This window comes from Paracoccus sp. PAMC 22219, assembly GCF_000787695.1.
Lineage (GTDB): Bacteria > Pseudomonadota > Alphaproteobacteria > Rhodobacterales > Rhodobacteraceae > Paracoccus.
Genome location: NZ_BBPH01000023.1, coordinates 19,097 through 31,825, shown reverse-complemented (window position 1 = coordinate 31,825; position 12,729 = coordinate 19,097). Strand labels below are relative to the sequence as shown.

At 64.0% G+C, this 12,729-nt stretch carries 18 protein-coding genes, 1 tRNA gene and 1 pseudogene; 2 read left to right on the top strand and 18 right to left on the bottom strand.

From position 1 onward, the window contains the following. The 4 genes and pseudogenes from TY51_RS04375 to TY51_RS04360 all read right to left on the bottom strand — a co-directional run. Positions 1 to 296, bottom strand: a pseudogene (locus tag TY51_RS04375) (pyridoxal-phosphate dependent enzyme); the annotation flags it as partial. Positions 297 to 339: 43 nt separating this feature from the next. Next, positions 340 to 1,443, bottom strand: coding sequence for an NUDIX domain-containing protein (locus TY51_RS04370; protein WP_042246345.1), 1,104 nt, complete (start codon positions 1,441 to 1,443; stop codon positions 340 to 342). Next, positions 1,440 to 2,117: a hypothetical protein gene (locus TY51_RS04365; RefSeq protein ID WP_052649767.1), complete on the bottom strand. Its 678-nt coding sequence runs from the start codon at positions 2,115 to 2,117 to the stop codon at positions 1,440 to 1,442. Before TY51_RS04365 ends, TY51_RS04370 begins: the two co-directional genes overlap by 4 nt. Then, positions 2,099 to 2,296, bottom strand: coding sequence for a hypothetical protein (locus TY51_RS04360; protein ID WP_042246342.1), 198 nt, complete (start codon positions 2,294 to 2,296; stop codon positions 2,099 to 2,101). The genes TY51_RS04365 and TY51_RS04360 overlap by 19 nt, the downstream gene beginning before the upstream one ends. 108 nt (positions 2,297 to 2,404) lie before the next feature. Here TY51_RS04360 and TY51_RS04355 point away from each other — a divergent pair. Further along, positions 2,405 to 2,494, top strand: a tRNA-Ser gene (locus TY51_RS04355). A 113-nt stretch (positions 2,495 to 2,607) separates the two neighbouring features. On the opposite strand, the gene TY51_RS04350 is transcribed toward TY51_RS04355, so the two are convergent. Together TY51_RS04350 and TY51_RS04345 are read right to left on the bottom strand one after the other, a co-directional pair. Next, complete coding sequence (locus tag TY51_RS04350; RefSeq protein WP_042246339.1) at positions 2,608 to 2,883, bottom strand: hypothetical protein; 276 nt, start codon at positions 2,881 to 2,883, stop codon at positions 2,608 to 2,610. Next, the gene (locus tag TY51_RS04345; protein WP_042246336.1) at positions 2,880 to 3,119 is read right to left on the bottom strand and encodes a hypothetical protein; all 240 of its coding nucleotides are present in this window, start codon (positions 3,117 to 3,119) and stop codon (positions 2,880 to 2,882) included. Before TY51_RS04345 ends, TY51_RS04350 begins: the two co-directional genes overlap by 4 nt. Before the next feature lie 538 nt (positions 3,120 to 3,657). Between TY51_RS04345 and TY51_RS21660 the strand changes: the two genes are divergently transcribed. Then, complete coding sequence (locus TY51_RS21660) at positions 3,658 to 4,566, top strand: hypothetical protein (RefSeq protein ID WP_156117873.1); 909 nt, start codon at positions 3,658 to 3,660, stop codon at positions 4,564 to 4,566. Positions 4,567 to 4,676: 110 nt separating this feature from the next. Here TY51_RS21660 and TY51_RS04335 read toward each other — a convergent pair whose 3' ends face one another. The 12 genes from TY51_RS04335 to TY51_RS04280 all read right to left on the bottom strand — a co-directional run bounded on the left by TY51_RS04335 (position 4,677) and on the right by TY51_RS04280 (position 12,726). After that, positions 4,677 to 5,027, bottom strand: coding sequence for a hypothetical protein (locus TY51_RS04335; protein WP_197054636.1), 351 nt, complete (start codon positions 5,025 to 5,027; stop codon positions 4,677 to 4,679). Then, positions 5,027 to 7,558: a hypothetical protein gene (locus TY51_RS04330; RefSeq protein WP_042246333.1), complete on the bottom strand. Its 2,532-nt coding sequence runs from the start codon at positions 7,556 to 7,558 to the stop codon at positions 5,027 to 5,029. Before TY51_RS04330 ends, TY51_RS04335 begins: the two co-directional genes overlap by 1 nt. A 10-nt stretch (positions 7,559 to 7,568) precedes the next feature. Further along, positions 7,569 to 8,999 carry a terminase large subunit gene (locus TY51_RS04325; RefSeq protein WP_231558905.1) on the bottom strand — a complete coding sequence of 477 codons (1,431 nt, stop codon included), beginning with the start codon at positions 8,997 to 8,999 and terminating at the stop codon, positions 7,569 to 7,571. Then, complete coding sequence (locus TY51_RS23925; protein ID WP_255351381.1) at positions 8,999 to 9,127, bottom strand: hypothetical protein; 129 nt, start codon at positions 9,125 to 9,127, stop codon at positions 8,999 to 9,001. The genes TY51_RS04325 and TY51_RS23925 overlap by 1 nt, the downstream gene beginning before the upstream one ends. Positions 9,128 to 9,229: 102 nt before the next feature. Further along, entirely contained in the window at positions 9,230 to 9,619 is a 390-nt protein-coding gene (locus TY51_RS04320) for a phage terminase small subunit P27 family (RefSeq protein WP_042246330.1), read from the bottom strand. Continuing rightward, a complete protein-coding gene (locus tag TY51_RS04315; protein WP_042246327.1) occupies positions 9,616 to 9,933 on the bottom strand; it encodes a phage head closure protein in 318 nt (105 codons plus the stop codon). Before TY51_RS04315 ends, TY51_RS04320 begins: the two co-directional genes overlap by 4 nt. After that, complete coding sequence (locus tag TY51_RS04310) at positions 9,930 to 10,340, bottom strand: DUF3168 domain-containing protein (protein WP_042246324.1); 411 nt, start codon at positions 10,338 to 10,340, stop codon at positions 9,930 to 9,932. Before TY51_RS04310 ends, TY51_RS04315 begins: the two co-directional genes overlap by 4 nt. Continuing rightward, positions 10,340 to 10,750 (bottom strand): HK97-gp10 family putative phage morphogenesis protein, encoded by a 411-nt coding sequence (locus TY51_RS04305; protein ID WP_042246321.1) that lies wholly within the window; start codon positions 10,748 to 10,750, stop codon positions 10,340 to 10,342. Before TY51_RS04305 ends, TY51_RS04310 begins: the two co-directional genes overlap by 1 nt. Beyond that, a complete protein-coding gene (locus TY51_RS04300; RefSeq protein WP_042246319.1) occupies positions 10,750 to 11,061 on the bottom strand; it encodes a head-tail connector protein in 312 nt (103 codons plus the stop codon). The genes TY51_RS04305 and TY51_RS04300 overlap by 1 nt, the downstream gene beginning before the upstream one ends. A gap of 3 nt (positions 11,062 to 11,064) precedes the next feature. Beyond that, positions 11,065 to 11,511: a hypothetical protein gene (locus TY51_RS04295; protein ID WP_042246317.1), complete on the bottom strand. Its 447-nt coding sequence runs from the start codon at positions 11,509 to 11,511 to the stop codon at positions 11,065 to 11,067. Continuing rightward, entirely contained in the window at positions 11,511 to 11,990 is a 480-nt protein-coding gene (locus TY51_RS04290; RefSeq protein ID WP_042246314.1) for a hypothetical protein, read from the bottom strand. Before TY51_RS04290 ends, TY51_RS04295 begins: the two co-directional genes overlap by 1 nt. A 355-nt stretch (positions 11,991 to 12,345) precedes the next feature. Next, positions 12,346 to 12,726: a hypothetical protein gene (locus tag TY51_RS04280; protein ID WP_042246308.1), complete on the bottom strand. Its 381-nt coding sequence runs from the start codon at positions 12,724 to 12,726 to the stop codon at positions 12,346 to 12,348. Positions 12,727 to 12,729: the final 3 nt, after the last annotated feature.

Sequence of the window (12,729 nt, the reverse complement as noted above, 5' to 3'; positions counted from 1 at the left end):
TGCGTCTCGGGGATCACGATCACCAGACTTGAACCCCATCGATGCGCCGAGGCGCGGCGGTGCGCGATGCGCGGTGTTGCCGGCCGTCCCCTCGACGATGGTGCCACCGGGGCGCAGGCGCCGCGCGCGACGGCGTCCTTGATGATGTACAGCGCGGCGCGGTCCTTGACCGACTGGCCGGGGTTCATGAACTCGGCCTTGCCGAGGATTTCGCAGCCGGTCTCGTCGCTGGCGCGGTTCAGGCGGATCAACGGGGTGTTGCCGATCGCGTCGGCCAGATCAGAATGGATTCGCATGGCGATCGACCCTTTGTTCACAGGTGCAGGACTTTCCTTTTACCTATACGCCCCCGGGTTGGAGGGGCAACCCCGCCCTGCCCCCCTGGACCTGCGCCCGCAGCCGGTCCACGCGTGCATCCAGCCACAGCGACAGCGTGGCAAGCGGCCCGTTGGCGATCTGGCCCGCATCGACCAGCGCAGACAGCTTCGCGCGGTCCATCAGGTGGCCGCGGATGTCCTCGGCCTCCGAATCCAGCCCATGGATGCCCGCGCAACCGTCGGGCAGGTCGGCGATGCCGACATAGTGATACAGGAACTCGCACAGCGCGCCGGGGCTGGGATAGGCGTGGAATGCCGGGAATAGCCGTGTGACGCCCAAGCCCGCATCCTCCTGCGCCTCGCGCAGGATGGCGGCCTCGGGGGTCTCTCCGGCGTCCACGCGGCCCGCGATCGGCTCCAGCAGCCAGGGTTGCGGATCGCCGCGCAGGGCCGGGGCCATGCGGAACTGCTCGATCACCAGAACGCGGTCGCGGACCGGGTCCCAAGGCAGCATCACGGCGGCATCGCCCGACAGGAACGCCTCGCGGGTCAGCGGCGCGGTCTGGCCGCCCTGGTGCAGCGCATGTGTCAGCACCTGCCGTTCGACGCCGAAGAACCCCAGGAACGGCTGGCTGCGCTGCTGCGTGCGCAGCGCATCGGCCGGGCGCAGCGGAACGACGCCCTGCCCCGACGGCGTCATCGCCCGCGCCCGCAGACGGCTGCCCGCCCAGATCCCCATCATCGGCAGCCGCCATGCCAGCAGCGCGGCGTCGGTTTCCGCTGGCGCCTGCAGGATCTGCAGCGCGATCTCGGCGGCGATGGCATCCTGGTCCACAACGGGCGCGTGATCCGCGGCGGGTCCGGGCACGATGCCCAGGACCTGCATCCCGGCCACCCCCTGCGCCACCAACCCCATCACCGCGGCATAGCGGTCCAGCTGCGGCGTCCGCCGCACGGCCAGCCCCGGAACCGATCCGGCGTCGGACGTCAGCATCGGCCAGCCGTCGCGCACGATCCCCGCACGCTCACCGCCCACCAGCGTCCCCGGCACCCGGACCGGCGTCCCCACCAGGCACAGCGCCTCGCTCAGCCGCGGCTGCGCCAACGCGCCGACGATGACGATCACAGCTGCTGGCCCTGCCCACGCAATGCCGCCGCCATGCCCATGTCATACGATGTCTGGCCGAACACCCGGTCGAACCCCGCGAACAGCAGCTGCGACAGCGCCTGCCCTTCGGGCGATGAGGCGTGCTGGGCATAATCGGACAGTTCGGCGTCGCTCAGCGGGCCATAGGCCAGCATCAGGAACCCCTGCAGCCATGCGGTGGCCTCGGCCTCGATCTGGTCGCGCTGCGCCCAGGCATCGGCCATCAGCTGCTGCTGATCCGGCGCCATGTCGAACCCGCCCCCCTCGGCATAGCCGCGGGAAAACGCGATGGCCGCGTTCAGGCCGCCCGCGACATTCGGCCCGATCAGGTCGGCCCCGTCGATCAGCTGCAGGATCTGTTCCGCACGCGGATCGCCGTCTTGCAGGGCCGTGGCGAAATCCGCACGCGCCTGATCCTCGACCCCGTCCTCCAGCAGGGCGCGCCGGGCCGATCCCTCCAGCCGGATGACCCGCCGTCCCAAGCCCGATCCGTGAAAGGCCAACGCCCGGTCGACCAGCTGCGGGTCCATGCGCGCAACGGCGTCGCTGACGCCCGCCCGAAACAGCGCCTCCATCCGCGGCGCATCGTGGATGCGGCCCACGACGCGGGCCCAGGGCAGGCCACCCCCGGCGATCAGCCCCTCACCCTCCATCCGCGCGCCTCGGTCACCGCCTCCTCCTGCAGGATGGGCATCAGCGCGGCCAGATCCAGGATCTGCCACATGCGGTCGGCCGGGTCCTGCTGCATCTGCACCAGTTGCAGGTCAGGCGGCAGCGTCGCTGCAGGAACAGGCGGTGCCAGAACGGCGAGCAATCCCAGAATGGTCAGCATGTCCCGCACCTTTCGTGAAAAATTCAGACGGTCAGGATTTTTTCGTCCAAACCCTCTTGCGCTTCAACCCCGACCCCTCTAATTCCGCGTCACCACACCAAGAAGCGCGGAGAGGTGCCGGAGTGGTCGAACGGGGCGGTCTCGAAAACCGTTGAGCCTGCAAGGGTTCCGTGGGTTCGAATCCCACCCTCTCCGCCAATCATCATTATAAGCTGCTGTTTTCATTGGATATTCCTTGATAACCGCGTTTTATCCCCCCTCACGTCCCCCCACTCGGATATGGAAGATGCGGGAACGTTTGGGATGATAGGTCAAGATTTAAGGCGGTCCCGCCAAGATCCATAAGAGCCTTCACGCTGCATTTCCTCGATGCCTTCGGAGGCGATCGCCATTAGCGAGTACGCAACCTCAAGCGCATCGGCCACTACACAGGCGCGTTCCGTATCCGAGCAAATCCCACTACCCTCATTCTCCAAGGCAAGCCGGGCAGTCAGCACCAGGGCCAGCGCCTTGTCAGCACAACTTGCAGCCCAGTCTTTCTGGCTGTCTGTACGGATCAGCTTGTCGATCGAAAATTGATAGGTCATGCCGCACCCCCCTTCGGCAGGTTCACGCTGTCCAAGTCCGTATTGACCTTTTCGGCCAAGCTCCGTGCGATCCTGATTAACGTGCTCACGGCATTGCCGCCGATACCCTCGTCGTCAAGCAGTTCTATTGCCTGCATCACGCCACAAAGCTGGGTGGCGGCGACCTGAACATCGCTGCAGTGACGGCGAAGGGGTTCATCAGAAATGCGGGGGGTGTTATGGCAATGATCAGCCATGCTCGATCTCCTCAATGATCGGGTTTCGGTTAGGGCCTGGTGAGTGCTGAGAACACTTGCTTGGCCCGCTTACTGTGGTATCACTGTTTTCATGACCCAGCAAGAAAAAACTTTGATACCACGAAAAGGCAAGCGTGGGCCTGCACCGACTGGCCATGGCACGCCAGTAATGGTGCGCCTTCAGCCCGACTTACTCGAATGGCTTGATGCAGAGCGGGCAAAACTGGATCCTGCGCCGTCACGGCCTGAAATGGTGCGCATCTATCTTGAAGAACGGCGTGGGCGAGTAATTGTCAGGGACTGACAGGATTTCATGTTAATAACTCAGCCCCTGCTGCTGATGGTGCGCCTGCGCTGTGCAAGGTGCGGGCGATTCGGACAATACAGGCGCGAACGATTTATCAAGATGGCAGGAACAGATATCGGCCCGTCCGCCCTCCTACCGTTTGCGCGAGCCGTTGGCTGCCCCGTGGCCATTTCGCAAAACGATCTGTCTTGGGGGGACAGGTGCGGCGTGGTGTATGATCGGGAGATTTGAATGACAGATGTTGTCCGCGGCATATTTTCCTATGATGGTTTAGTTGCGACACACCACAGACTGCCCGCCCGAGATCTTGGTGCGGCATTGGTGGGTCTCGATGCCATTGTTTCTTCCCTGATCAAAATGCTTGAAACAGGCTCAATCCAGCGCAAAAAGCCTCGAGAAACCACCCTCATACTCACTGTCGGAGAGCCTGCCGAGGGCAGCTTCGAACTTCCTTGGATCGCTCAAATTGCGGCCGGGCTATTGCCCCTTTTTCCTCAATTCGCGGAGGCTTTACGGTCCAATCTAGTAGAACACTTTGTGAACTATGCTATGCTATGGTTCGGTGGCAGGAGGCCAGAGGCAGAAGCTCACATGGATAAAATGTTGGACATTCTTGCTGCTGGTCAGAAACTTAGCTACGAGGATCGGGAACGTGAACGGGCGGCTGTTTATGACGACAGGCAGCAAGAACGAGAACACACGCGTGCTCTCTTGCACGGGCAGGCAGTAGCCCTCCACGGTGCCGCTAAACTCGCTGTTTATCCCGTTGGGCGCTCGGCATCATCGTTCTCAACAGGCCCCCGGCAGCCATTGGGGCATGTATTGGTGGATGAAGCGACCGCTGATGCAATACGTGCGAAAGAAGAGCTTTCTGTGAGCGAAGTGATGACGATGGATGTACGCATCGAAGGAATTCGCGATGCTCGCAAAACTATGTTCGTTTACGATCCGGAGGACTCTGCTCAATCGAGGCTTTTCCCCGTGGTTATCGCTGATCCGGCATTTGCCCACCCGAGCAACGTGTACAAGCATTGTTACGCTGGTGGCATGGTAATCAAGTTGACGGGAAAAATGACGCGATATGCAGATGGGCTCATCAAGACGTTTCACGCCATAGAGGCAACTGCTACGGAGCAGTAAAGTCCATATCTTGAAAAGCCGCTTCAACCCGCCAGTCCGGCGGGTTTCTCATGCGATAGTTCCTGACGTGCCGCGGTAATACAGGCCTCCTTAAATTTCAGGGCACCCCTTTACCCACCCGTAAGGGCATCGAACAGCCCGGCCGACAGAGGCGTGTTCGACACCAACGGCGCCGCGGTCGAACCTCCCGCCATCTTCCTCGCGGCGTTCTGCATCCAGGTATCATCGAGTGCCATGACGATCGCGGCGTGATGCGGGGGCAGCGGCCGGCGCATCATCTGCGACCAGGCGGCCATCGCCTCCCAAGTGATCGGGTTGGGCCCACTGGCGTGATAGGTGCGGGCGCGGGACAGATCCATGAAAGCATCAAGGATCTCGCCACCAGCCTCCGGCATCCGGGGCCGCTTGCCCTCCAGCACCGCCTCAAGGGTGCGGCAGAGGACGTTCTGCAAGTGACGCACTATGCTTCTCTCCTCCGCCAGTCCTGCTGGGCTTTCACAACCCGCTGGTTGAAGTCGCGGTTGTATTCACGAATGCCCTGAGACACGCCGCCGCGAACACGCTGATCCACGAACGTGGTCAGGTTGCCGGACTTCTCGTCCACTCCCACCGTCACGTGCACATCGACCTCCTGGGTTGCGCCCCTCTGCATCGAGGGTGCCGACATTCCCACCGGCCCGCCGCTGGCATAGCCGCGCAGGGCGCTCTTGTGCATGGCGTCAAGGTTGCCCACCCCGAGACGCTGGACCGCCTGCGCGCTCATCACGTATTCGCCGCGGTGAACGATGCCCGCCGGATCATGCTTGCCGCCCATGCCGGTGAACCCGCCGGCTGCAAAACCCAGCAACCCACCCAGCACCCCACTTGTCGCCCCCATGCCGGGCAGTGCCATCAGTCCCTTCATCATCTGGGCCTTGGCGATCTCGGCCAGCAGCTGCATCACCGCGTCCTTGGCAGACATCGAGCCGTCGATGATCGAACCGAACATGCCTTCCAACGCGCTCTTGCCCCGCTCGGATTGCTCTTGGATCTGCTCCATCTTCTTCGCTGCGGCCTCAGCCTCCAGCCCCGCTGTGACGTAGCCCTGGGCCAGCTGATCAATCTCTGCGGTCAGTTCCGGGGTGATAGCCTTCCCGGCCTCCTGGGCCGCGTGCAGCAGCTCTGCGCGGGTGCGGGCGTACTCCAAGGCATCGCCGTAATCCGTGCCGCTCTCAGCGACTACGACAAGGGACGCAGCCTCTGCCTCCAGGGCCAGAGTGCGGTCGCGGATGGCCTCGGCCTCGCGCTGGTACTCGTCCAGTTTCTCACGGCCGCCAGACTTGGCGCCGCCGCCTTTCGCACCACCACCGCCACGGCCAGCGCGCCCCGCTTCCCGGCGGGCATCCTCGGCTGCCAATGATGCGCTGGCGAAGTCGGTGGCCTGCTGTTCGGTCAGGCTTGCGCCGCTTTCACCCGCCCGGTTGCGAACCGCCTCGATCTCGCGCTGCAGCCGTAGCTGTTCGGCGCTGGCGCTGTTGCGGGCCGTCTCTGCCTGCGTGAAGCCTTCCGTTGCCGCGCGCTGTGCCTCCAGGCTGTCCAGGCTTGCCGCCTCGGCCGCATGACGGTCGCGCAGGGCCTGCCCCGCCTTCTGGTCCGGTGACACCCCTGCAGCGCGCGCTAGGGCCGCCCCCATGCTTCCCGCGAGGCTGATGATGCCGCCGATCACCCCACCAAGCCTTTCCAGCTGGCTGATGACCCCGGAGAACTGCACCCGGTCGCTGGCGTCCAGCTGATCGAAGGCGGCGCCTGCTGCGTCCTCGATGTCGCCCAGCTTGGCCGTGAAGTCCTCGCCTGACACTTCCCCCTGGCGGAACGCTTCGACCAGCGCCTGCATCTCGCTGTAGGCCGCGCGCAGCCCGTCCGCGGCATCCTCATAGCCCATGCTGTCCAGTCTGCTGATCGCATCGATCAGGGCGATGCCCGAACGATCCGCCTCCTCGGCCAGCGCCATGTATTGCTGGTTCAGGATGCCAAGGCTTTCGGCGTTCTCGTCCACCATGTCACGGTTCTGGTCGAGGCTATCGTAAAGCTCATCACCCAGGATCGCGCGGCCCTGATCCTCACTGGCAAACAACCCGTCGAGACGGTCGCGCAGGTCGGACAATTCAATGCCGGCGGCCACGACCTCGACCACGACGCGCTTGGCAAAGTTTCCGACCGTGCCGGTCAGCTGCGCGAACTTGCGGTCGATCTCCTCGGCCTTCTGGATCAGCTCATCATCAAGAACGGCGCCGGTTTCATGCGCGCGGTCGATGGTGGCCTGCAGCGCACCCTCGCCCTGGCCCAGCATCTGGATGAACTGTTCGCCCCCGGTGCCGCCGAATATCTCGTCTGCGATCCGGATCTGCGCCGCCTTGTCGAGGCCCTCCAGCCTGCCCATGATCTCCAGCATCAGGGCGGACGGGTCTTTCAGCTTCTGCGACAGCGTCTCTGCACTGAGGCCAAGGCGGGTGAACGCTTCCGCCGACGACCCCTTGCCGGTGGTGATGAACTCATCCGCACGCAGAGACAGCTCCTTGAAGCCATCCACCAGCGCATCGACCCCGACCCGGTTCTGGTCGGCCACGTATTTCCATTCTTGGAAAGACTGCGCAGACAGGCCCGCGCGCTTGGCCTCATCGCCCAGCTCGGCCATGCTGCGGATCGTCGTGGCGATGCTGCCGCTTACGCCTGCGAACATGCCCACCGCGGCGCCTGCGACCACCCCGCCTGCGAAGGATGCAGCAAGCGATCCAATGCGGCCTGTGGTCGAGGCAATGGCGCGATTGATAGAGCCGGTGGACCGGATCATGTCCGCTTCCATCTGGCGCGTTGCCGACTGCGAGTTCCGCCGCAGGCCCTGATAAGTCTGCGTGCCCCGCCGTTCGGCCTGCTGCATCCGACGCTCGAACTCGGTCACCCGAGCCTCCAGCATCACCACTAGGCGCTCATCTGCCCCCACCGTCGCATTCATGTCAGGCTCCTCATGCGGTCCACATGTCTTCGGTGAACCATGTCTGATTGGTGGTCAGGCCGCCCTCGTTCGCGGCCGCGCGGGACACGGCCATTGCCGCTGCCACCGCGCCGTCGATCGACAGCCACTGCTTGGGTTTTGTGAACTTGACGACGTGCCCGTGATCGTTGCGCTTCACGACGACATTGGCGAAGCAATGCCGCAGGACCGGGTTGCCGCCGTGGAAAAACTCGCCCCCTAGCAGGGCGCGCTCCAGCTCCATCGCGGCGGGCATCATCAGGGATGGCACTTGGCGGAAGTCCACAGCCGGCAACCCAGCTTCAAGGATCTTGGGTTGCACCTGTCGGGCGTTGTACGGGTCGAAGGCGATTTCCTGCACGTTGAACTGTTCGCACAGCTCGATGATCTTGCTTTCAATCTCAGCGTAATCGATCACGTTGCCGACCGTTGCCGTGATCAGGCCATCCTCCATCCACTGCTGATAGGGGGCGCCGGACTGATCGGCGCGCTTGGAAACACCGTCCTCAGCGTCCAGCAACCCGCCGTCGCCCTTGCCATCAATCGTTGTCTGAGGGCAGAAAAACCACGCTTTGACTGCGTACCCTTCCGCAACCCGCCAGCAACCCACGATCACGGAAAGATCGGTTGTCGAGGAAAGGTCAACCGCCAGCCAGCACGGCTCATTCTCCAGGGCGTCGAGGTCATAATCCTTCGCGCCCTGGTCGTAGATTTCCATGTCCACCAGCGGCTCTGTCGAGGCATCCAGCCAGATGTTGAGCTTGAGCTGCTTGAAGCTCTGCCGATCGCCCACGCTGCGCTGTGAGCGCTTGGCATGGCGCCGGAACCCGGCAAGGCTCGGATAGCCGTGCTGCAGGCCGGGGTTCACCTTGTGCCACAGGCCCTCATCCTGCCAGTCATCGCGCCGGTCTGCCTCGAACAGGATCGGCAGGATCGAGGGGTCATCGACCTTGCCACCGGCCACGTTGCGGGCGTCTTCGAAGAAGTCCCAGGCAAGCGTGTCCTGCCCCCGGCCGGCGGTGCTGGCGACGACCAGCAGGCTGTCATCGATCTTCTCAAGGCCGGTGGTCAGGGCTTCCCACAGGTCGCGACCCTTCCAGATGTGGATCTCGTCGGCCAGCACAAAGGCCGGGGTGCGGCCATGCTGCGGTCCGCCATCGCCGGAGATGACCTCCAGATAGGATGCGTCCTTGCGGTACAGCAGCTTCTTGGGGGCGTTGTGGGCGTCGTAGATGGTCACGGCAGAGCTTAGACGCTTGTCCTCGCGGATGATGCCCGCTGCCTCCTTGAAACCGATGCCAGCCTGCTTGCGATCCGCCGCGGCGAAGATGGCTTCAGCACCGGGCCGCTTTTCAGGACCGATGGTGTGGAGCAGCGCCAATGAAGCAGCCAGCGAGGTCTTGCGGTTGCCCCGAGGCAGCATCAGGCGACCGTGTTCGTGATCCGGGTGCCGTCCTCGTGGCGCGGGCCATAGATGCGGCGCACGATCCGCTCCTGCCACGGGTCCAGCTGGAAAGCCCTGTTCGGAAGGATCGACTTGGGATGCCGCAAGGCGCGCAGGAAGGTTACCGCCCGCTCTCCATGTCCATACGGGTCGGGGATCTCGGACCGTCATAGATCCATTCGGGGAAGGTGGAGGGCGCTACAGCCAAGCTACACCTCCAACGGGTTTGCAGTGCCGTCCTGGTCGCCATCCTCGCGGATTGCAGGACGGGACCGGCTCACGGGCGTCAGGCCCATCTCAGCGGCCAGCTGGCGGGCTGAGGCCATCGCCTTGTCCTGCACCCGGATCAGCTTCAGCATCATCTCGGGTTCGGCCTCGATCTGGATCGCCGCCTCCATCTGCCGGACCCGCCCGATGCAGATGCAGTAGCTTTCGAGACTGCCAAGATCGGCCTCGGTCAGGATCTTCCGATCGGTCAGGACCGGCATGACGCGGGCCCATTCGGCACGGGCGTCCTCGGCCAGCCACTCAGGCGCCACGGTCTCAGTGGCGGCGATGGCCTCAGGCGCTTCAATCAGCTGCGGCTTGGTGCCCTTCATGTCGGCAGCCTCGTGCAGCGCAGGTCGAGACCCTTGCGGCGGCCGATGGGCGTCACCTGTCGGATGTTGAACGCCTCGCCATGCCAGAGAACCCGGTCAGCGTTGGTCACCCCGTCGAGGTGCCGGATGCGGAACACCAGGGCCTCCTCGTCGGTGGCGCCGCCGGCCCGCATGAACTCCTCGGTGGTTTGGTCGATCCGTTCGGCCCTGACGCTGGCGAAGGGGCGCCAGACGGTTTCCGGGGTGCCGTAATCGTTTACGCTGTCCGTGGCGTGTTCGATCTGGATCGTGTCGATCAGCTTGCCGGACTTCATGGCCGGGCCTCCGCAATCAAGATTTCAAGTGTGACCACCCCGTGCGAATGCTCGCCGTCCGGGTCGCGCAGGTAGCGTTGGCTTGCCACCAGCAGATCGGCACAGTGCAGCCCCTCAGGCAGCGCCAGGCGGCCATTCATCAGCGCGGTGCGCACGGCACCCCCGATTGCCTTTGCCCGCTCCAGCGACGGCTCACGCACCCAGATGTGCAGCGTGTGATAGATGCGGGTGTGCGATCGGCGCAGGCTTGTGCCTTCATCGACGGCTTGGCTTTCGCCCAGGATGATCGAGGGACGCGGCGCGGGGCGCTGATTGGTGTCGAGAATGTTCGCCGCGGGAACAAGGGGAGTGACTAACTGCTGACTAACCAGGCGGGCGCGCAGGGCCTTTTGAACCTCCAGCTCCATCACTTGGCCTCCCGAATAGCTTTGCCCACGGCACGCTTGATCCGGTTGAGGGCGCGCTTGCGGCCAAGGCGGAAGCCCGGCCAGAAGAACGGTTGCGCGGGATGATTGGTAGTGCCGTATTCCTGCAGGTGCGGGTAACGGACATCGGTGCTGCCCACAGTGATCGCGGCCATGTTTTCAGGCACGACCATCGCGCCACCCGGCTGAGAATAAGGCGGGGTACGCTGGCCGGGGCCGGTGACTTGAATGCTGTCGATCAGGTCGCCCTCGTCGCGGGGGGCAAGGCCGCGCTGGATTGCAGCGATCTCCTCGGCGCCTTTGACCAGCGCGGGCTGGACAGCGGCACGGGCAGCAACGGGGACTGCCGCCATCCGCTTCTGGAACTTGGACAGGCCGCCGTCATCCGCCATCAGAAAGTCCAATCGCGGTTTGCGTCGATGATCTCGGCCACGCCAAAGGGCAGCGGGGCGCCGCGCTCCATGACGGCCTCGCGGTTCTCGTACCACCATGCGGCCAGCTGCAGGACCGCCTCGCGTAGATCGGCTGGCACTGCGTCCTCTGTCTCGAACTGCGTCACCAGGCCGTAGCCCAGCATTCGCTCGATCAGGGTCTGTGCGGCGTCCAGCTTAGCCTGCAGCAGGGCGTCATCCTCGCTGTTGTCATCAGTCAGCGACAGGTGCGCCTTCAGATCGGGCAGGCTCATGACAGGTTCAAACGGCATGGGTCAGGCTCCTGTCATGATGATTTGGGAGGTGGGAAGGATGTCGGCCTGCAGCCGCATCACGTTGTTGGCTGCGTCAAAGACTTCACTCATCGACGTGACAAGCCCCGGCCATTGACGCGCATTGACGCCATCCGGAAAGACGAGGCGGAACTGAAAATCCCTGGTCGAATAGTGGGCCTTCCAGAGAAGCAGCTGCCCTGGGTCGGTCGGGTCGTTGCCCATGACAATCTGCATGGGTAGCCTGCGGATTGACTGTTTGGCCTGGATGATTTCCCCGCCTGCATCACCGCTGTTCAGGTGCGCGATGTCGGCTTCTGCCATGGTCCATTCGGAACCTAAAAATCCGACCGCCTCCGTTTCTGCGATCTCGACCCATGCCTCCGCCGGCACCGGGAGGCCCTCCCGATCTGCGATGAACAAACGCGTGCCGGCGGTCGCGAACAGCATCAGGCAGCGTCGATCTTGACGATGTTGCTGTTGATCCAGAGCGAGGCATTCAGCTTCATCACGCTGTTGGCGGTGTCATACTGCTCAGCGGCACTAGCCACCTGGGCCACGAACATGCGCTCAGAGGGCGTGCCATCGGCAGGCGCATCGGCCAGCACAACGCGAAAGGCGAAGTCGTTCTTGCTTCGCTCTGCCGCAATCAGCGCGATCTGGCCCGGATCGGCGGGGTCGAGGCCGCAAACCACATCCATGCTGCCCGCGTTCTTGGTGCCCTTCAGGCGGCGCGTGCGGCCCGAATTGATGCCGTCGAACGTGACCTCGGCAGAGGTGTCACCCGCAGAGCCCAGGCCCTCGGTTTCATCGATCTCGACCCACAAGGACGACTGCCCTGCAAAGTCGGCTTCCGTGAAGTCGCTGGATTTGGCCGCCAGGGGGCCGCCGATGTAGAGGCGGGTGCCTGCGGTGGTGTAGATCGTCATGGCGTTGGTGTCCTATGCTGGTGGCGCTCCAGTCTCTGCTTGGCGCCGGAATGACAGGGGGTGCACAGCGACTGCCACCGGGACTTGTCCCAGAAGATGGCCTGATCGCCGCGATGGGGGGTCTTGTGATCGACCACGTTTGCAAGAGAACCGCAGGCGACGCAGTAGGGATGCTGGCGCAGATAAAGCGCGCGGGCTTTCCTCCAGTCCCGGTTGTAGCCACGCTGGCTGCTGTTGGGCCGGGTCTTGTCGAAGCGCGCTTTGCGGGCCGCGGCGCCCCGGATCTGGCAAGGGCACTGGGCACCCGAAGGCACCAGCTTTCCGCAAGAACAGATCCGGGGCGCACGCGCAGGCATCAGACAGCCGGGCGGGTCAGCGGCACGAAGATGGCCGTTGCACCAGCGGCTATGCTGGTGCCGCCTGCGCGGGTCAGGGACAGGCGCACGTACCGCTTCCAGCCGCGATAGCCCAAGCGATAGGCGCTGTCGGCCGCCAGGGTGGCGGGGGCGTTGCTGTCGATCTGGCCAGCTGCCACGACGGTCCAGCCGCTGGTGCCGGTGTCGCTTTCCTGCAGGGTCACCCCAAAGTCGCCTGCACCGGCAATAGCGCCCGTGTTGACGACGAAGGCCACACCGCCCTTGGCGTTCAGATCGACCGCAGCGCCTTGGGCGGCAGCGGTTTGGACTGCAGGCGCCAGGGCCGGAACAGTCGCAAGGTTGGCATAAAGGTCACGCATTGG